The sequence below is a fragment of the Ancylobacter sp. 3268 genome (assembly GCF_031456575.1).
Taxonomy (GTDB): domain Bacteria; phylum Pseudomonadota; class Alphaproteobacteria; order Rhizobiales; family Xanthobacteraceae; genus Ancylobacter.
The window spans coordinates 114,268-133,492 of the sequence record NZ_JAVDUX010000009.1; the positions used below are offsets into that span (position 1 = coordinate 114,268).

19 protein-coding genes are annotated in these 19,225 nt (G+C 69.0%); 11 read left to right on the plus strand and 8 right to left on the minus strand.

Annotation, left to right across the window (positions count from 1 at the left end; translation table 11 throughout):
* Positions 1-83: 83 nt before the first annotated feature.
* From dnaK to J2X65_RS14320, 8 genes are all read left to right on the plus strand, one after another.
* Positions 84-1,982 (plus strand): molecular chaperone DnaK, encoded by a 1,899-nt coding sequence (dnaK, locus tag J2X65_RS14285; protein WP_310202106.1) that lies wholly within the window; start codon positions 84-86, stop codon positions 1,980-1,982.
* A 229-nt stretch (positions 1,983-2,211) separates the two neighbouring features.
* Entirely contained in the window at positions 2,212-3,351 is a 1,140-nt protein-coding gene (gene dnaJ / locus J2X65_RS14290; protein WP_310202108.1) for a molecular chaperone DnaJ, read from the plus strand.
* Between the two features lie 166 nt (positions 3,352-3,517).
* Positions 3,518-4,117 (plus strand): phospholipid methyltransferase, encoded by a 600-nt coding sequence (locus tag J2X65_RS14295; RefSeq protein WP_310202110.1) that lies wholly within the window; start codon positions 3,518-3,520, stop codon positions 4,115-4,117.
* An 80-nt stretch (positions 4,118-4,197) separates the two neighbouring features.
* Positions 4,198-4,809 carry an NAD(P)H-dependent oxidoreductase gene (locus J2X65_RS14300; protein WP_310202112.1) on the plus strand — a complete coding sequence of 204 codons (612 nt, stop codon included), beginning with the start codon at positions 4,198-4,200 and terminating at the stop codon, positions 4,807-4,809.
* Between the two features lie 68 nt (positions 4,810-4,877).
* Complete coding sequence (gene pyrF, locus J2X65_RS14305; RefSeq protein ID WP_310202115.1) at positions 4,878-5,606, plus strand: orotidine-5'-phosphate decarboxylase; 729 nt, start codon at positions 4,878-4,880, stop codon at positions 5,604-5,606.
* Between the two features lie 28 nt (positions 5,607-5,634).
* The gene (locus J2X65_RS14310; protein WP_310202117.1) at positions 5,635-6,258 is read left to right on the plus strand and encodes a DUF1330 domain-containing protein; all 624 of its coding nucleotides are present in this window, start codon (positions 5,635-5,637) and stop codon (positions 6,256-6,258) included.
* Positions 6,259-6,456: 198 nt separating this feature from the next.
* Complete coding sequence (rpsU, locus tag J2X65_RS14315) at positions 6,457-6,696, plus strand: 30S ribosomal protein S21 (protein ID WP_310202120.1); 240 nt, start codon at positions 6,457-6,459, stop codon at positions 6,694-6,696.
* A gap of 252 nt (positions 6,697-6,948) precedes the next feature.
* Positions 6,949-7,362, plus strand: coding sequence for a GNAT family N-acetyltransferase (locus J2X65_RS14320; protein ID WP_404977713.1), 414 nt, complete (start codon positions 6,949-6,951; stop codon positions 7,360-7,362).
* A 6-nt stretch (positions 7,363-7,368) separates the two neighbouring features.
* On the opposite strand, the gene J2X65_RS14325 is transcribed toward J2X65_RS14320, so the two are convergent.
* From J2X65_RS14325 to J2X65_RS14350, 6 genes are all read right to left on the minus strand, one after another.
* A complete protein-coding gene (locus J2X65_RS14325; RefSeq protein WP_310202123.1) occupies positions 7,369-7,641 on the minus strand; it encodes a hypothetical protein in 273 nt (90 codons plus the stop codon).
* A gap of 217 nt (positions 7,642-7,858) precedes the next feature.
* Entirely contained in the window at positions 7,859-8,362 is a 504-nt protein-coding gene (locus J2X65_RS14330) for a protein tyrosine phosphatase (RefSeq protein ID WP_310202125.1), read from the minus strand.
* The gene (locus J2X65_RS14335) at positions 8,359-8,970 is read right to left on the minus strand and encodes an HD family hydrolase (protein WP_310202299.1); all 612 of its coding nucleotides are present in this window, start codon (positions 8,968-8,970) and stop codon (positions 8,359-8,361) included. Before J2X65_RS14335 ends, J2X65_RS14330 begins: the two co-directional genes overlap by 4 nt.
* 32 nt (positions 8,971-9,002) lie before the next feature.
* Positions 9,003-9,611 (minus strand): DNA-3-methyladenine glycosylase I, encoded by a 609-nt coding sequence (locus J2X65_RS14340; RefSeq protein WP_310202127.1) that lies wholly within the window; start codon positions 9,609-9,611, stop codon positions 9,003-9,005.
* Positions 9,611-10,456, minus strand: coding sequence for a folate-binding protein (locus J2X65_RS14345; RefSeq protein ID WP_310202129.1), 846 nt, complete (start codon positions 10,454-10,456; stop codon positions 9,611-9,613). The genes J2X65_RS14340 and J2X65_RS14345 overlap by 1 nt, the downstream gene beginning before the upstream one ends.
* A 167-nt stretch (positions 10,457-10,623) precedes the next feature.
* Positions 10,624-11,427, minus strand: coding sequence for a Crp/Fnr family transcriptional regulator (locus tag J2X65_RS14350; protein ID WP_310202131.1), 804 nt, complete (start codon positions 11,425-11,427; stop codon positions 10,624-10,626).
* A gap of 247 nt (positions 11,428-11,674) precedes the next feature.
* On the opposite strand from J2X65_RS14350, the gene J2X65_RS14355 reads away from it, so the two are divergent.
* Positions 11,675-12,730 carry a histidine kinase dimerization/phosphoacceptor domain -containing protein gene (locus J2X65_RS14355; protein ID WP_310202134.1) on the plus strand — a complete coding sequence of 352 codons (1,056 nt, stop codon included), beginning with the start codon at positions 11,675-11,677 and terminating at the stop codon, positions 12,728-12,730.
* Between the two features lie 120 nt (positions 12,731-12,850).
* Positions 12,851-14,185 carry a dihydroorotase gene (locus tag J2X65_RS14360; RefSeq protein WP_310202136.1) on the plus strand — a complete coding sequence of 445 codons (1,335 nt, stop codon included), beginning with the start codon at positions 12,851-12,853 and terminating at the stop codon, positions 14,183-14,185.
* A gap of 48 nt (positions 14,186-14,233) precedes the next feature.
* Here the strand turns inward: J2X65_RS14360 and truA are convergent, their stop codons facing one another.
* Positions 14,234-14,983 (minus strand): tRNA pseudouridine(38-40) synthase TruA, encoded by a 750-nt coding sequence (truA, locus tag J2X65_RS14365; protein ID WP_310202138.1) that lies wholly within the window; start codon positions 14,981-14,983, stop codon positions 14,234-14,236.
* A gap of 114 nt (positions 14,984-15,097) precedes the next feature.
* Between truA and polA the strand changes: the two genes are divergently transcribed.
* On the plus strand, positions 15,098-18,070 hold the full coding sequence (gene polA / locus J2X65_RS14370) for a DNA polymerase I (RefSeq protein ID WP_310202140.1): 2,973 nt from the start codon (positions 15,098-15,100) through the stop codon (positions 18,068-18,070).
* 275 nt (positions 18,071-18,345) lie between these two features.
* Here polA and cysW read toward each other — a convergent pair whose 3' ends face one another.
* Positions 18,346-19,224: a sulfate ABC transporter permease subunit CysW gene (gene cysW, locus J2X65_RS14375; protein ID WP_310202142.1), complete on the minus strand. Its 879-nt coding sequence runs from the start codon at positions 19,222-19,224 to the stop codon at positions 18,346-18,348.
* Position 19,225 lies beyond the last annotated feature (1 nt).

Here is a 19,225-nt window from a genome sequence, read left to right on the forward strand (position 1 = left end):
ACGGCGTGGCGCAACGAGCGCCGGTGTCGTTCCTCTCCGGGTGCTTCATGAGGCCCGGCCGGCCTGCCAGAAGGAGAATATGCATGTCTAAAGTCATCGGTATCGATCTCGGCACGACCAATAGCTGCGTCGCGGTCATGGAAGGCACCTCGCCCAAGGTGATCGAGAACGCGGAAGGCGCCCGCACGACGCCCTCCATCGTCGCCTTCACCGAGGACGGCGAGCGTCTGGTCGGCCAGCCGGCCAAGCGCCAGGCGGTCACCAATCCCGAGCGCACCTTCTTCGCGGTGAAGCGCCTGATCGGCCGCCGCTACGACGACCCGATCATCGAGAAGGACAAGAAGCTCGTCCCCTATTCGATCGTGAAGGGCGACAATGGCGATGCCTGGCTCGAATCGGACGGCAAGAAATATTCGCCCTCGCAGATCTCCGCCTTCACGCTGCAGAAGATGAAGGAGACCGCGGAGGCCTATCTCGGCGCCAAGGTCGACAAGGCGGTGATCACCGTCCCGGCCTATTTCAACGACGCCCAGCGCCAGGCCACCAAGGACGCCGGCCGCATCGCCGGCCTCGAGGTGCTGCGCATCATCAACGAGCCCACCGCGGCGGCGCTCGCCTACGGCCTCGACAAGAAGTCGGCCGGCACCATCGCGGTCTACGACCTCGGCGGCGGCACCTTCGACGTCTCGGTGCTGGAGATCGGCGACGGCGTGTTCGAGGTGAAGTCCACCAATGGCGACACCTTCCTCGGCGGCGAAGACTTCGACATGCGGCTCGTCAACTATCTCGCCGACGAGTTCAAGAAGGAGCAGGGCATCGACCTGCGCAACGACAAGCTCGCCCTCCAGCGGCTGAAGGAAGCCGCCGAAAAGGCGAAGATCGAGCTGTCGAGCGCGCAGCAGACCGAGATCAACCTGCCCTTCATCACCGCCGACGCCTCCGGGCCGAAGCATCTGACCATGAAGCTCACCCGCTCCAAATTCGAGGCGCTGGTGGACGACCTGATCCAGCGCACCGTCGAGCCGTGCCGCAAGGCGCTCAAGGATGCCGGCCTCACCGCCGGGCAGATTGACGAAGTGGTGCTGGTCGGCGGCATGACCCGCATGCCGAAGGTGCAGGAGATCGTGAAGCAGTTCTTCGGCAAGGAGCCCCACAAGGGCGTCAACCCGGATGAAGTGGTCGCCATCGGCGCCGCCATCCAGGCCGGCGTGCTGCAGGGCGACGTGAAGGACGTGCTGCTGCTCGACGTCACCCCGCTCTCGCTCGGCATCGAGACGCTGGGCGGCGTGTTCACCCGCCTGATCGACCGCAACACCACCATCCCGACCAAGAAGAGCCAGGTGTTCTCCACGGCGGAAGATGGCCAGACCGCGGTGACCATCCGCGTGTTCCAGGGCGAGCGCGAAATGGCGGCGGACAACAAGATCCTCGGTCAGTTCGACCTCGTCGGCATCCCGCCGGCGCCGCGCGGCGTGCCGCAGATCGAGGTCGCCTTCGACATCGACGCCAACGGCATCGTCAACGTGTCGGCCAAGGACAAGGGCACCGGCAAGGAGCAGCAGATCCGCATCCAGGCTTCGGGCGGCCTCTCGGACGCCGACATCGACAAGATGGTGAAGGATGCCGAGGCGCACGCCGCCGAGGACAAGAAGCGCCGCGCCGCCGTCGAGGCGAAGAACCATGGCGAGGCGCTGATCCACTCGACCGAGAAGGCCCTCGCCGAGCATGGCGACAAGGTCGGCGCGGCCGAGAAGGGCGCCATCGAGACCGCGATCGCCGAGCTGAAGACCGCGCTGGAAGGCGACGACGCCGAGGCGATCACCGCCAAGACCAATGCTCTCGCCCAGGCCTCCCTCAAGCTGGGCGAGGCGATGTATGCCGCCCAGCAGGGTGGCAGCGAGGCCGAGGCCGGCGCGCCGAAGGACGACGTGGTGGACGCCGAGTTCACCGAAGTCGACGACGACAAGAAGAAGTCGGCCTGACAGGCTTCTCCGACACCCCGCCCCGGGAGTCCGCTTCCGGGGCGGCTTTGTAATGACGATGCAGGCGAGCGAGCGCCCGGGCCCCGGCAGATTTGCTGCCGGACGAGGTCTCCGGCGGCAAGCTTCCTGCATGTAACGGGCCCGAACGTCCCTCCAGCCTGCGCATCCATGACGGATCCGAACGGCGCGGCTGGCCGGTGGACACAACGATTCGGCGGCACGGCGACCCATGGCCAAGATCGACTATTACGAACTGCTCGAAGTGGACCGCACCTGTTCGGACGGGGAACTGAAGTCGAGCTATCGCAAGCTCGCCATGAAGTGGCACCCCGACAGGAACCCCGGCGATGCCGCGGCCGAGGCCCGCTTCAAGCAGATCAGCGAAGCCTATGATGTGCTGAAGGACCCGCAGAAGCGCGCCGCCTATGACCGCTTCGGCCACGCCGCCTTCGAGAATGGCGGCGGCGGGGCCGGCCCCGGCTTCGGCAATGATTTCGCCTCCACCTTCTCCGACATCTTCGACGACCTGTTCGGCATGGGCGGCGGCGGGCGCCGCGGCGGCGGGCGCGGCACCGGCCGCGAGCGCGGGGCGGACCTGCGTTACAACATGGAAATCACGCTCGAGGAAGCCTTCTCCGGCAAGGATGCCACCCTGCACCTGCCGACCTCGATCACCTGCGAGGCCTGCACCGGCACCGGTGCGAAGCCGGGCACCCAGCCGACCACCTGCCGCACCTGCGGCGGCGCCGGCCGCGTGCGCCAGGCCCAGGGCTTCTTCACCCTGGAGCGCACCTGCCCGAGCTGCCAGGGCCGCGGCCAGGTGATCGAGGATCCCTGCCCGGCCTGCGCCGGCGCCGGGAAGGTGACCAAGGAGCGCACGCTGGAGGTCGCGATCCCCGCCGGCGTCGAGGACGGCACCCGCATCCGCCTCGGTGGCGAAGGCGAGGCCGGGACGCGCGGCGGCCCGTCGGGCGACCTCTACATCTTCCTGTCCATCGCCCCGCACGACTTCTTCCAGCGCGACGGCGCCGACCTGTTCTGCCGGGCGCCGATCTCGATGGTGACGGCGGCTCTGGGCGGCTCCTTCGAGGTGCCGACCATAGATGGCGACACCTCCAAGGTGAAGATCCCGGAGGGTACCCAGTCCGGCAAGCGCTTCCGCCTCGGCGGCAAGGGCATGCCGGTGCTGCGCACCCGCACCCGCGGCGACATGTATGTGCAGGTGGTGGTGGAGACGCCGCAGAACCTCACCCGCCGCCAACGCGAGCTGCTCGCCGAATTCGAGGCGGAATCCTCGACGGAAAACCATCCCGAGGCGCACGGCTTCTTCGCCAAGGTCAAGGATTTCTTCGCCGGCGACGCCGAATGACCTCGACGCATGACGTATCGGCAGCGGCCGGAATGTCCGGCCGGTGTAACGCCCGCGTCATCGCGATGACTTAACATTGCCCGATAGCGCGCATAGTCTTCCAGGATTGCATATCGTCCCCTTCATTCACGGCCGTTCCGTTTCGGCGCTCTGGAATCCAAGTGGCATGCTGCATCGTTCCTGCTCCGACGGCCAAAAGGCACGTCCCGACGAAGTCCGCTTCCTCCAATCCTGGCTGCAGGATCCGCTACGTACCGGGGCGGTGTCGCCGTCCGGCCGGGCGCTGGCGCGCACCATGGCCGGCTATGTCGACCCGGATTCCGATGGCCCGGTCATCGAGCTCGGGCCCGGCACCGGGCCGGTAACGGCGGCACTGATCGCCCGCGGCGTGGCGCAGGAGCGGCTGGTGCTGATCGAATACAACCCGGAGTTCTGCAAGCTGCTCAGGACCCGCTTTCCCGGCGCGACGGTGATCCGCGGCGACGCCTATGGCATCGGCAAGACGCTCGACGGCTCGCTCGACAAGCCGGCGGCGGCGGTGGTCTCCTCGCTGCCGCTGTTCACCCGGCCGGTCGCCGAGCGCTACAGCCTGCTCGACCAATCCTTCGACCTGTCCCGGCCGCAGGCGCCGTTCATCCAGTTCACCTATGCCGTGGTCTCGCCGGTGCCGTTGCAGCCCGAGCGCTTCGATTCCCACCGCAGCCCGCGCATCTGGGCCAACCTGCCGCCGGCCCGGGTCTGGGTGTACCGTTCCCGCACCGCCTGACGTCCCGCCCCCGGCGACAGAGCGGCGGCGGACACTACCCCGCCCCCGCCCGCCCTCATCACGCTCCCGCGGAGAGAGCCATGCGCCCGCCAAAGATCCTCAGCTTCGCCGGCTCGATCCGTACCGGCTCCTATTCGGCACATCTCGCGGCACTGGCCGCCAAGGAGCTCGCCCTGCTCGGTGCCGAGCCGGTGCTGATCTCGCTGCAGGACTACCCGCTGCCGATCTACGACGCCGATCTCGAAGCCGAGGAAGGCGTGCCGCAGGCCGCCGAGCAGCTGCGCGACCAGCTGGCGCTGGCCGACGGGGTGTTCATCGCCACGCCGGAATACAATGCCTCGGTGCCGCCGCTGCTGAAGAACGCCATCGACTGGGCGAGCCGCGCCAAGGGCATAAGCGGGGGAAGCGCTGCGGGCGGCGGCGGGCACGACCCGTTCAAGGGACCGGTCTTCGCCATCGGCTCGACCTCGCCGGGCGCGCTCGGCGGCTACCGCGCGGCGATGATGCTGCGGCAGGTGCTGGCGCTCGGGCTGAGTGCGCTGGTGCTCGCCGAGCAGGCGATGGTGCCCGCCGCGCACCAGGCCTTCACCGACGCCGGGGATTTCAAGGACGATCGGCAGCTCGAACGCTTGCGCGGAACGCTGCGCGCGCTTATCGACCAGTCGGCGCTGCGCGCAGGCCTGCGCGCCTAGCGCCAGGCACCGCCCGAAGCCGCCGTGCGCCGCACGGGGCCCGAGGACCAGTCGACCGGAGACCGCCGATGAGCCCCGCCGCGCGCCTAGCCGTTGCCGATCCGCGCGACCGGTTGATCGTCGCCCTCGACCTGCCCTCGCTCCGGGCGGCCGAGGACGTGGTCTCGAAGCTCGGCGACACCGTCAGCTTCTACAAGATCGGCTATGAGCTCGGCTTCGCCGGCGGCCTCGGCTTCGCCCGCGAGCTGATCGGCGAGGGCAAGAAGGTCTTCATCGACTTCAAGCTGCACGACATCGGCAACACCGTGGCGCGCGGCGTGGCGAGCGTCGCCGGCATGGGCGCCAGCTTCCTCACCGTGCACGCCTATCCCCAGACCATGCGCGCGGCGATGGAAGGCAAGGGCGCCAGCCCGCTGCGTATCCTCGCCGTCACCGTGCTGACCTCCTATGACGAGGCCGACCTCGCCGAAGCCGGCTATGCCGCCGGCGTCGAGGCGACGGTGCGGCGGCGGGTCGAGCAGGCGCATGAAACCGGCATTGACGGCATCGTCTGCGCCCCCACCGATGCGGCGATGGTCCGCGAGGTGCTGGGCCCCAAGCGCGCCATCGTCACCCCGGGCGTGCGCCCGCAGGGGGCCGCCGCCGGCGACCAGAAGCGCATCGCCACGCCGGCCGCCGCCATCCGCGCCGGCGCCGATCATCTGGTGGTCGGCCGGCCGATCGTCGCCTCGCCCGATCCGGCCGCCGCCGCCCGCGCCGTGCAGGCCGAGATCGCCGCCGCGCTCGCGGGCGCCTGAGTTTTCCGAACGGGAAGGTTTCGACAGCATGGCCAAGGGTTACTGGATCAGCCGCATCGACGTGAACGACGCCGAGGCCTACAAGCCCTATGTCGCCGGCGCCGATGCGGCGATCGCCGCCTATGGCGGCCGCTTCCTGGTGCGCGGCGGGGCGTTCGAGGCGCCCGAGGGTATTGCCCGCGCGCGCAATGTGGTCGTCGAGTTCAAGGACTACGAGACGGCGCTCGCCTGCTTCAACTCGCCGGAATACCAGGCCGCCTACCAGCACCGTCTGGCCGCCTCCGATGGCGAGCATCTCGTCATCGAGGAATATGAGGGCAACCAGCCGGCGGCGGGCGTGATCGACGGGCCGGCCTCCGGGCCGGGCACCGCCTATTGGGTGATGCGCATCGACGTTCACGACGCCGAGGGCTACAAGCCCTATATCGCCGCCGACGCCATCGCGGTGGAGCACGCCAAGGGCTGGTTCCTGGTGCGCGGCGGCAAGCATGAGGCGGTACACGGCCCCGCCCGCTCGCGCAATGTGGTGCTGGCATTCAAGGACTATGCGACCGCCGTCGCCGCCTATCATTCGCCCGAGTACCAGGCGGCGCTCGCCTTCCGCAAGGCGGCCGCCGAGGCCGAGGTGATCATCATCCACGGCGCCGAATAGCGGCGCGGCACCTGAAGGCACCGGCCGGCGGCGGATTCGCCCGGCCTCACCACCACCGCTGTGGACAAGGCGGGGCGGGTCTGCTATGTGCGCACACCTTGATCGGATCTGCGCGGTTTCTGCCTGAAGGCGGAACGACGCCTCCGGTCGCCGATATTCAACGCATACGCGATAGCGAAGGCACGAAGAGGAAGACACGTGCAGGTTCTCGTTCGGGACAACAATGTCGATCAGGCCCTGAAGGCCCTCAAGAAGAAGATGCAGCGCGAAGGCATTTTCCGCGAGATGAAGCTGCGCGGCCATTACGAGAAGCCCTCCGAGAAGCGCGCCCGCGAGGAGGCCGAGGCCGTCCGTCGCGCGCGCAAGCTGGCCCGTAAGCGCGCCCAGCGCGAAGGCCTGCTGCCGTCCAAGCCGAAGCCGACCGTCGGCGGCCGCTGATCGCGCCGCCCCTCTCGGGGCTCCCGTCGACCATCCGTGAAGCGCGGTGACGATGTCGCCGCGCTTTTTGGCGTTTCCGAACCCGATGACCGCGGATCACATTTGCCGGCACCGCCGAACGGCACGACCGGGGGGCGAGGCGAGATGGCCAACAGCGCGAAGACGCAGGCGTGCGATCCGGCCAGGCTCCCACCCGCAGGCAGCGGAGCGGGCATCTGCGACCTGCGTACGGCTCCACATTTCGTCCCGGTCGTGGCCGATCGGGTCTGGCGCGCTTGGTGGCAGGACCAGGGAGTGTCGCTGGATGCCCTGCGCCTGCGGCTGGAGGAAAGCCTCGGCACCCAGCCGGTGCCGACCGCTCTGGTGGCCCATCGCGACGCGCAGTTCCTCGGCACCGTCTCGCTGATCGCCACCGATGTGGAGCAGCGCCCGGCGCTATCGCCCTGGGTGGCGGCATTGTGGGTGGAGCCGCCGCACCGGCGGGCCGGCATCGGCGCGGCGTTGGTCGAGACCGCGAGCCGGCTCGGCTTTCGCCTCGGCCATCGACGGATCCATCTGGCGGCGCTGCCGGCAAATGCCGGCTACTACCGCCGTCGCGGCTGGACCACGCTTGAAGCTGATGTGGGCGGGCTGGACATCCTCAGCCGGGCAGCGCCGCCCGACTGACGGGCATTACTGGCGGTTCATCGGCACCGTGTATTCGCCGGCACGGATGCGCTCGGCGAGGCGTCCGGCGAAATCGGCGGCCGCGTCCTCGCCATAGGTGGCCACCATCGAGCGGATGGCGGTGAACAGCGCCGCCTGGGCGAGACAGTCCTCGTCGAGACCGTCATAGACCGCCTCGTTCCACGCCTCGTCGAGATAAGCGAGCGCGGCATGGCGCTCGTCTTCCTGCGCCCGCTCGGCGGCGGGATCGATGGCGGTCGGATCGGTAATCTCGGACAAACTGGCACCTCCGCGCGTGCTGGCCGCGCCCCGACTCACCATAGCACGACGATCCCGATGGTCTGCCCATGTTTTGAACAAGGGTTAACGACGCTCGGTAATTCGCCGGCCTGTGTCTTTTCAGCCGCGACTGTTGCCCAATAGCCGCAGAATGCGGCCGGAGCATGATCCCTCGGCACTCACTTCACGGGATGGAAATCGCCGGAGCGATCCGCGATCAGAGCGCGATCTCGAACGGCTCGCCCAGCATCGCCTCGCTGCCGCGGCCGATGCCGGCGATCGCCGCGCTCATCCGCCCCTGCCGGCCGAGCGCGGCATCGGCGAGCGAGACCAGCAGCGCGTTGGGAGTGGCGCTGGGCGAGGCGGCGCGCAGGGCGCGGGCGATCGCCGCCTCGTCGCGCTCGGGGGCGAGCGCACAGGCGGCGATGAAGGCCGAGGCGGTGGAGCGGCTGATGCCGGCGAAGCAGTGCACCACCAGCGGCGCCTGGCGCGGCCAGCGGCTGATAAAGCCGAGGATCGCCTCGACATGCTCCGCCGCCGGATGGATCAGCCCTTCCTGCGGCTCCACTATGTCGTTGAAGCCGATGAAAAGATGGTCCTCGGCGCGGATGGCGGCCGGACGCGGCACCGTCGTGCCGCGATTGATCACGGTGAGCACATGCGAGGCGCGGGTGCGCGCCACCGTCTCCTCGAGACGCGAGAGCGGGCAGACATGGATCATGGCGGGCCTCCGGCCGACGGGCCATGCGAGGATATCGACGCGAGTTCGGTGAAGCGGGCGAGGAAACGCGCCTTGGCTTCACCCGCGCTCCAAGGCGAGAGATGCTCGCGCTCGACGGCCGGGTCGAGCGGAAACGGCGTGCCGAAGAACCGTCTGGCTTCATTGACCTCGAAGCCGGCGAGGCGGGTGGCCTCCAGGAAGGCGCTGGCGCGGTCGGCGGCCTTCACCTTCTTCACCAGCACCGCCGGCCACTGCACCGGCAGGCCGAAGCGCAGGCTCACCGCCGCCAGCAGGCGTGCCTCGACGCCCTTATAGTCGCCGCCCAGCACCGCCTTGAAGGGGCTGATCATATCGCCGACCACATATTCCGGCGCGTCGTGCAGCAGCATGGCGAGGCACCAGCGGCGGTCGAGTTCAATGCCGGCGGCCTCGGCCTGCCGGCGGGCGATCAGCTCGACCAGCACCGAGTGCTGGGCGACGGAGAAGATCTGCTCGCCGCGGGTCTGGCCGTTCCAGCGAGCGACGCGGGCGAGGCCGTGGGCGATGTCCTCGATCTCGATGTCGAGCGGCGAGGGGTCGAGCAGGTCGAGCCGCCGGCCGGAGAGCATGCGCTGCCACGCGCGCGGCGCGCGGGGTGGGCTCAACGTCGGCCTCCGAATTCCCGCGCCCCATGCCGGTGGCAGGTGAGGTCATGGTCGTCCACCATGCCGACCGCCTGCATGAAGGCATAGACGATGGTCGGGCCGACGAAATTGAAGCCGCGGCCCTTCAGCTCCTTCGACATCGCCTGCGCCACCGGCGAGGTGACGAGCGGCGGCGCGCCCGCCTCGCGGCGATTGTCCAAGGTCGGGCCGTTGATGCCCCAGAGCAGCGCCGAGAAGCCCGGCCCCTTGTCCATGATATCGAGCCAGGCGCGGGCGGAGCGGATGGTGGCCTCGATCTTGGCGCGGTTGCGCACGATGCCGGCATCCTGCATCAGCGCCTCGACCTTGTCCGACCCGTAACCGGCGATGATCTCCGGCTCGAAGCCGTCAAAGGCGCGACGGAATCCGTCGCGCTTGCGCAGGATGGTGATCCAGGCGAGGCCGGCCTGGAAGCCGTCGAGGATCAGCTTCTCGAACAGCGCCCGGTCGTCGCGCTCCGGCACGCCCCATTCCTCGTCGTGATAGGCGATATAGAGCGGGTCGGTGCCGCACCAGCGGCAGCGATGCCGGCCGTCGGCGTGCAGGGGGTTGGCGTTCTTGGACATTAGGCGGCGCTCCCGGCGCCGGGAATGGCGAAGCTCGCCCATTCGAGCCGCTCGGGCACCAGCGTCGCGCCGTCCGCCTCGATGGCCAACCCGGAATCACGGGCTTCGGCGAGACGGTCGAGGCGGATCAGCGCCAGCAGCCGTCCTTCGACACCCGAGCCTACGGTGCCGAGCGTCTTGCCGCCGGCGATGATCGGCGTGCCGGGCGCCGGCGGCTGGCCGCAAATGGCGAACGGCACGATCCGGGTGCGGGCGGTGCCGCGATGCTGCATGCGGCTGACGATTTCCTGGCCGACATAGCAGCCCTTGTCGAAGTCGATGCCGTTGAGTTGGTCCATATCCGCCTCATGCGGGAAGGCGTCGGCATAGGCGAAGTCGCGCCCGCCTTCCGGCACGCCGAGCGCCACCCTGTGCGCCTGCCAGTCCGCCTCGTCGGCATCCGGCGCGACGGCGGCGTCGGGAGCGAGCAGGAAGCGGGTGCCGAGCGCCGGCAGGCGCGGATCGGCAAAGGCGGCAGCCCCCGCGGGCGGCACATCATCGCCCCAGGCGACGCCGACGCGCCAGCCTTCCAGCGCCGCGATCTCCACCTTGGCGCGCAGGCGGTAAAGCGTCAGGCGCTTGAGCAGATCGGCAAGCCGGTCGGCGGGCAGGTCGAGGCGGAAACCGCCATCGACACCGAGCACGAACATGTCGGCGATGATCTTGCCCTGCGGGGTCAGCAGCGCGGCATAGCGCGCCGCCCCCGGCGCCGGGGTGCGGGCGGTGAGCAGATTGTCGAGGAAATGCGCCGCATCGGCGCCGTCGATCCGGGCTAGGGCGCGCTGTTGGAAAAGAGCGATGGGCATTCAGCCGTCTCCCGGCACCATGGACGCCGGTAGAGGCACCGACTCGGCCGGCGGACCGACCGTTCCGCACAGGTAAGGCGCCCCGACGACGCGGGCAAGAGCCGCCGCACATCGGCCGGGCACGCTGTCGGACGGAACGCCCGGTGACGCCGGCGATGCGCCGGCTTTCACGTCCGGCGCGGGGCGGCCGGCGCACCGATGTCGACGCCGTGGCCGGTGAGATCGCCGCCGGGATAGACCCCGTTCAGCACCTCGTCGAAATGACGGCGCACCGCATCGGAACAGTCGCAGCTGATCTGCCGCAAGCGCGTCGCATCCTTCACCACCAGCCGGCCGCGGCGGGTATCGACGGCACCCGCTTCGCGCAGCGAATTCAGCACGCGGCCAATATAGGAGCGGCCGACCGCCAGCATGGCGGCGAGTTGCTCCTGGGTGAGCCGGACATTCTCGTCGCCGGTGCGATCCATGGCACCGAGCAGCCATTTGGCCGTGCGCTGCTCGATGGAATGGGCGGCGTTGCAGGCCACCGACTGGAAGATCTGCGCCAGCAGGCAATCGGCATAGCGCGAGAACAGGTGACGCAGGGTGAGCGAGTGTTCCTTGGCGCGCTCGAGGTCGGCGCTGTCGAGGCGCAGCAGCGCCCCGCCGATCTGCACCTGCGCCCGGCAATAGGCCGGCAGCCGGCCCTGGCTGACGATGCCGCCGACGGCACCCTCGCGCCCGACCATGCCGACCTCGGCGGGACGGCCATCCTCCAGCATCACCATGAAGGAGACGAGCGTCGGGCCGCAGGGGAAATAGACGGTGCGCACATCGTCGCCCGGCTCGTAAAGCACCGCGCCGGCCGGCCGCTCCAGCCGCATCAGATGGCCGCGCAGCAAGGCGAAATCCATCTCCCGCACCGCGGCGAGAAGATTATTGCCGGTCGCCGCGCCGTTGATCGGAATATTGGTCGCCCCCGCCATCGCCATCTCTCTCACCCCTGTCGCCTTTCGACAGATAGGCAACGCAGTAGGGGGAGAAATGTTCACCAGTGTGCAGAAGCCGGCCCCGAGGGTCTCTACAAGACGGTATCTCAGGCCGGCAACCATCGGGCATGCACGTGGCACGGCGAATCAGGAGCCTTCGGATCGATGGCAGTTCAGGACACGGCATGGCGCCGGAGCGGCGCTCGCCGCACTTCACTGCGGAATGCCCGCCTAGCGGTCATCCCGCGACATGGCTGAGCCGCATCGGCCCGGATCGCCCAGGGTTTCGCTGTTCTGGAAGCTGGTCACCGCGGCGCGGCCGCTGCGCCACCATCCCTGGCTGGGCGACGCCGTCGGCATCGCCATGTTCGTGGCCGCGGTGGCGCTGCGCTTCGCCGTCGACGGCGTGCTGCCGCCAGGCTTCCCCTTCCTCACCTTCTTCCCGGCGGTGATCCTGGCCACCTTCTTCTGCGGGCTGCGGCCGGGCATCACCTGCGCGGCGCTGTCCGCCCTCGCCGCCTGGGCATTCTTCATCGGCCCGGCGACCGGCATGAACATCGCCGACGGCCAGGCTTTGATCGCGCTTGCCTTCTTCGTCGCCATCGCCTCGATCGACATCGCGCTGATCCACTTCACCTTCGGCGCCGCCGAGCAACTGCGCGAGGAGGAGGCGACCACCGCACGGCTCTATGAGAGCCAGCACATCATGTTCCAGGAATTGCAGCACCGCGTCGCCAACAACATGCAGTTCGTGGCGGCGCTGCTGAACCTGCACAAGCGCCGTGCCGCCGACGAGCCGCGGCATGCGCTGGTGGCGCTCGACGAGGCGCGGATGCGGCTCGACACCATCTCGCGCATCCATCGCCATCTCTACGCTCCCGAGCGGCTGGACATGCCGACCGCCCAGTTTCTCCGCGAGTTGTGCAGCGATCTCATTGCCGCCGCCGGCGTCGAGGGCATCGCCAGCGAGGTCTCCTCGCCGGACCTGCCGCTGAACGTGGCTCAGCTCACCACGCTCTCCATGCTGGTCGCCGAGATCGTCACCAATTCGCTCAAGCACGCCTTTGCACCCGGCAGCGGCGGCACGGTGCGCATCATTGTGACGCCTCAAGGAGAGCGGCGCTTCGAGATCACCATCTCCGACGATGGGCGCGGCCTGCCGCAGGGGGTGGATCTGGTCGGCAGCAAGAGCCTCGGCTGGCGGATCATCCAAGGGCTCGCCACCCAGCTCGGCGGCAAGGCGCGGCTTGCCGAGGCGGCCGGAGGCCGCGGCACGGCGGTGCGGGTGGAGTTCGCCCTCGCCTGAGCCGATACACGACCCAGCCGACGCGTCGGGCAGGGTCGTGGCACGGCCGCCCCGGACATGGTCTTGCGGCCGGAACTGGGTTAAGAGCCCGGAAGGGCTTCCATCACCAGCGGGGACACCATGAGCTTGACCTTCGACCTTCTCCTCAAGGGCGGCACCGTGGTGAATCAGGACGGCATCGCCCGGCGGGATGTCGGCGTGACCGGCGGCCGGATCGCCGGCATCGGCTCCTTCGACGCCGCCCGGGCCGGCGAGACGATCGACTGCACCGGTCTGCATGTGCTGCCCGGCGTGATCGACACCCAGGTGCATTTCCGCGAGCCCGGCATGGAGCACAAGGAGGATCTCGAGACGGGATCCCGCGCGGCGGTGATGGGCGGGGTGACGGCGGTGTTCGAGATGCCGAACACCAGTCCGCTCACCACCTCGGCGCGCGCGCTCGAAGACAAGATCGCCCGCGCCACCGGGCGCATGCATTGCGACTTCGCCTTCTTCGTCGGCGGCACGCATGAGAACGTCAACGACCTGCCGGAGCTGGAGATGCTGCCCGGCGCCGCCGGCATCAAGGTGTTCATCGGCTCGTCCACCGGCTCGCTGCTGGTGGCCGACGATCCGGGCGTGAAGGCGATCCTGCAGGTGATCCGCCGCCGCGCCTCGTTCCACTGCGAGGACGAGCCGCGCCTTGCCGAGCGCAAGGGTCTGCGCGTGCCGGGCGACGCCTCCTCGCACCCGGTGTGGCGGGACGAGATCGCCGCGCTGACCGCCACCACCCGCCTCGTCAACCTCGCCCGCGAGGTCGGCAAGCGCGTGCATGTGCTGCACGTCACCTCCGCCGAGGAAATGGCCTTCCTGCGCGACAACAAGGACGTTGCCACCGTCGAGGTGACGCCGCACCATCTCACCATGGATGCGAGCTGGTACGCCCGGCTCGGCTCGCTGGTGCAGATGAACCCGCCGGTGCGGGAGGCCCGCCACCGCGCCGCGCTCTGGCAGGCGCTGGCCGACGGCGTGGTCGACGTTCTCGGCTCGGACCACGCGCCGCACACGCTGGAGGAGAAGGCCAAGCCCTATCCCGACAGCCCCTCGGGTATGACCGGCGTGCAGACGCTGGTGCCGATGATGCTCGACCATGTGAATGCCGGGCGGCTGACGCTGGAACGCTTCGTCGACCTGTCCTCCGCCGGGCCGGCACGCATCTTCAACATCGCCACCAAGGGGCGGATCGCGGTGGGCTATGACGCCGATTTCACCGTGGTCGACCTCAAGCGGCGGCAGACCATCCGCAATGGCTGGATCGCCTCCAAGCCCGGCTGGACGCCCTATGACGGGGTGGAGGTCGCCGGCTGGCCGGTCGGCACCTTCGTGCGGGGCACAAAGGTGATGTGGGAAGGCGAGCTGGCGACACCGTCGCAGGGCGCGCCGGTGCGCTTCATGGACGCGCTGAAGCCGCTGTGAGTTTCCTCTCCTCTTCCGGCGGGGAGAGGAGCAGGCCCCGCGCCGCGCTCAATAGGTCACTTCCGCCAGATACAGCCCCGCCGAGGGCGCCATCGGGCCGCAGCGTGTGCGGTCGGTGGCCTCCAGCGCCGCCCTCACGTCGCCGGGCGTCCACGCCCCCTCGCCGACCTTCACCAGCGTGCCGACCATCGAGCGCACCTGATGGTGCAGGAACGACCGCGCGGCCGCATGCACGCGAATCTCGCTGCCGAAATCGAGCGGCACCTGCTCCACCTCCAGCCGGTCCAGCGTCTTCACCGGCGAGGCGGCCTGGCAGCCTCTGGCGCGGAAGGTGGTGAAGTCGTGCCGGCCGACCAGCTGCCGCGCGCCTTCGGCCATTGCCTGCGCATCGAGCGGGCGCAGCACCCGCCACGCCCGGTCGCGGTCCAGCGCGAGATCGGCGCGGCGGAGGATGATCCGGTAGACATAGCGGCGGCCGACGGCCGAGAAGCGGGCGTGGAAATCATCATCCGCCGCCTCCGCCGCCAGCACGGCGACCGGCAAGGGCCGCAGATGCGCGTTCATGGCGTCGCGCACCGTATCCGGGCGCCAGTACTTCGACAGTTCGATATGCGCCACCTGCCCCGTGGCGTGCACGCCGGCATCGGTGCGACCCGCCCCCTGCACATGCACGCGCTCGCCGGAAAAGCGCTTCACCGCATCGGTGAGCGCGCCCTGCACGGAAGCGCCGAGCGCCTGGATCTGCCAGCCGACGAAGGGCGTGCCGTCATATTCGATGGTGAGCTTGTAGCGGGGCATGATCGTATCCTCGCGGCTCTGTAGCGCCGGACGGCCGCGCCGTCACTATCTCGTCCCGCGCTCTTGCTCCGGAGGACCGGGTTCGGCATCGTGCGCGCCCGACAGGAGCCCGCCATGACCGCCCCGACCACCGACCGCACCGACATCGTAGACCCGAACGACCATGTCGTGCTGATCGACGGCTCGGCCTATATCTTCCGCGCCTATCACGCGTTGCCGCCGCTCACCCGCACCTCCGACAAGCTGCCGGTGGGCGCGGTCGCCGGCTTCTGCAACATGTTGTGGAAGCTGGTGCGGGCGCAGGGCTTCTCCCCCGCCCCGACCCATCTCGCGGTGGTGTTCGACAAGAGCGAGCAGACCTTCCGCAAGGACATCTACCCGCTCTACAAGGCGCAGCGCCCCGAGCTGCCGGAAGACCTGATCCCGCAATTCCCGCTCATTCGGGAAGCCACGCGCGCGTTCGACCTCGCCTGCGTCGAGCAGGCGGGCTTCGAGGCCGACGACATCATAGCCACCTATGCCGAGCAGGCGAAGAAGCGCGGCGCGCGCGTCACCATCATCTCCTCCGACAAGGACCTGATGCAGCTCGTCGACGACAATGTCCGCATGTACGACCCGATGAAGGACAGGACGATCGGCACTGAGGAGGTGTTCGAGAAATTCGGCGTCGCGCCGGACAGGGTCATCGACGTGCAGTCGCTGGCCGGCGATTCGGTGGACAACGTGCCGGGCGTGCCGGGCATCGGCATCAAGACCGCCGCGCAGCTGCTCGCCGAATATGGCGACCTCGACGCGCTGCTGGCCCGCGCGCCGGAGATCAAGCAGACCAAGCGGCGCGAGAACCTGATCGCCTTCGCCGACCAGGCCCGCCTGTCGCGCGAGCTGGTGACGCTGAAGCGCGACGTGCCGGTGGAGGTGCCGCTCGACGAGATCGCGGTGGTGGAGCCGGAAGGCAAGCGGCTGGTCGCCTTCCTCAAGGCGATGGAGTTCACCACCCTCACCCGCCGTGTCGGCGAGACCTACGAGATCGAGATCGCCGCCATCGAGCCGGATGAGCGGCTGAAGGCCGGAGCGCCGGCCTCGCTGGCCTTTGCCGAGGCCGCCGGACTGGGACCGCAGGCCGAGGAGAGCGGAGAAGCCGGCGCGGCAGCCGGTTTCTCCATCGGCGGTGGCGACGACCAGTTGCTGTCGCCAACCAGACGTGCCGTGGCGCGCGTCAAGGAAGCCGGCAAGACCCCGGTGGACCGCTCCCGCTACGAGACGGTGACGAGCCTGGCCCGCCTGCAGGCCTGGGTCGGCAAGGCGTTCGAGACCGGCTGCGTCGCCATCGACACCGAGACCAATTCGCTCGACACCATGCAGGCCGAGCTGATCGGCTTCTCGCTGGCGCTGGCGCCCAACGAGGCCTGCTACGTGCCGCTCCAGCATGTCGGCGCCGGCGACGGGCTGTTCGCGGAAGGGTTGGTCCCTGGCCAGATTCCGCTCGACGCGGCGCTCGCCACCATCAAGCCGCTGCTGGAAGACGAAGGCGTGCTGAAAATCGGCCAGAACCTCAAATATGACTGGCTGATCCTCGCCCGCCACGGCATCGAGGTCGCCCCCTATGACGACACGATGCTGCTCTCCTATGTGCTCGACGCCGGCGCCTCGCCGCACGGCATGGACCCGCTCTCCATGCGCTGGCTGAACCACACGCCGATCAAATATGAGGAGGTCGCCGGCAAGGGGAAGGGCGCCGTCACCTTCGACCGCGTCGCCATCGAGAAGGCGGTGGAGTACGCCGCCGAGGACGCCGACGTTACGCTGCGGCTGTGGCGCGTGCTGAAGGCGCGGCTGGTGGCCGAGCACAGGAGCACGGTCTACGAGACTCTGGAACGCCCGCTCGTCACCGTGCTCGCCAATATGGAGCGGCGCGGCATCCTCATCGACCGGCAGATGCTCTCCCGGCTCTCCGGCGACTTCGCGCAGGGCATGGCGCGGCTGGAGGCCGAGATTTCCGAGATGGCCGGCGAGACCTTCAATCCCGGCTCGCCCAAGCAGCTCGGCGACATATTGTTCGGCAAGATGCAGATCCCCGGCGGGCGCAAGACGCCGACCGGCGCCTGGTCGACCGGTGCCGACGTGCTGGAGGAGCTCGCCGAACAGGGCCACGAACTGCCGCGCCGCATCCTCGACTGGCGCCAGCTGCAGAAGCTGAAATCCACCTATGCCGACGCACTGCCGACCTATGTGAACCCGCATTCGGGCCGGGTGCACACCTCCTTCGCGCTGGCGGCGACGACGACGGGCCGGCTGTCCTCCTCCGAGCCAAATCTGCAGAACATCCCGGTGCGCACCGAGGAGGGCCGCAAGATCCGCAAGGCCTTCGTCGCCGCGCCCGGCCACAAGCTGGTCTCGGCCGACTATTCGCAGATCGAGCTGCGGCTGCTGGCCGAGATCGCCGACACGCCCTCGCTGCGCCAGGCGTTCCAGGACGGGCTCGACATCCATGCCATGACCGCCTCCGAGATGTTCGGCGTGCCGATCGCCGGCATGCCGAGCGAGGTGCGCCGCCGCGCCAAGGCGATCAATTTCGGCATCATCTACGGCATCTCGGCCTTCGGGCTCGCCAACCAGCTGTCGATCCCGCGCGAGGAGGCGGGGGCCTATATCAAGCGCTATTTCGAGCGCTTCCCGGGCATCCGCGCCTATATGGACGAGACACGCAACTTCGCCCGCGAGCACGGCTATGTGGAGACGCTGTTCGGCCGGCGCTGCCACTATCCGGACATCGCCGCCAAAAACCCGTCGATCCGCGCCTTCAACGAGCGGGCGGCGATCAATGCCCGGCTGCAGGGTTCGGCGGCCGACATCATCCGCCGCGCCATGGTGCGCATGGATACGGCGCTCGCCCGCGCGAAGCTGGACGCCCGCATGCTGCTGCAGGTGCATGACGAACTGATCTTCGAGGTGCCGGACGATCAGATCGCCGCCACCATCCCGGTGATCGCCAAGGTGATGGAGGAAGCGCCGCTGCCGGCAGTGGCGCTCAAGGTGCCGCTGAAGGTCGACGCCCGCGCCGCCGCCAATTGGGACGAGGCGCATTGAGGCGACGCACTCCCTTTCGCTCTTCCATCAAGCTGTCGCCTTGACCGGCAAGGCGGCTCCCTCTCCCCGTGGGGGAGAGGGATGGGGTGAGGGGTCTTCTTCGCTTCCCGATCGCGTCTCCCCTCACCGACCCGCTACGCGGCCACCTCTCCGTCGAAGCCGGATGTTTCCGGCTTCGACCTTGCCGAACGGAACTCGGCAACAGCCGAGTTCCGGCGGGGAGAGGAAAGGAAGGGAGACGCTCCCCATGGACGAGCCGCCCGCTCAAATGTCGTTCAATGCGCGGCTTCCCGCGCGCGGTCCAGCCGCTCGATGATCGCCTTGGCGATCAGCGTCACCAGCGCCACCGCGGTGAGCAGCGTGGCCACCGCGAAGGCGGCCACCGCGTTGTTGTCCTGGTACAGCAGCTCGATCTGCAAGGGCAGCGTGTTGGTCTGGCCGCGTATGTTGCCCGAGACGATCGACACCGCGCCGAACTCGCCCATCACCCGCGCATTGCACAGCGCCGCGCCGTAGAGCAGCGCGAAGCGGACATTGGGCAAAGTCACCGTGCGCAGGATGCGCCAACCGCCGGCGCCCAGCGTCACCGCCGCCTCTTCCTCCTCCGACCCCTGGGCGATCATCAGCGGGATCAGCTCGCGGGCGACGAAGGGGGCGGTGACGAACAGGCTCGCCAGCATGATGCCGGGCACCGCGAACATGATCTTGATGTCCCACGCTTCCAGCGTCGGCCCGAGCAGCCCCTGCGCGCCATAGACGAACAGATAGGCGACGCCGGCAATGATCGGCGAAATGGAGAAAGGCAGCTCCACCAGTGCCACCAGGAGGTTGCGGCCGGGAAAGCTGAACTTGGCTATGCACCAGGCGGCGGCGATGCCGAAGCCGATATTGACCGGCACCACCACCAGCGCGGTGATCAGCGTCAGCCAGATGGCGTATTGGGTGTCGGGCGCCGCGAAGGAGCGGGCATAGGCCTCCCAGCCATGGCGCAGCGCCTCGGCGAAGATGGCGACGAGCGGCGCCACCAGAATGAGAGCGGTGACCAGCAGCACGGTGCCGATCAGCACCCGCCGGGTGGTCGCCCCCGAGCCGACGCGCACGCGGGCGCCGAGAGCATCCTTGCGGGGGCGGGGAATGGTGGGCGGCGCGGCCATG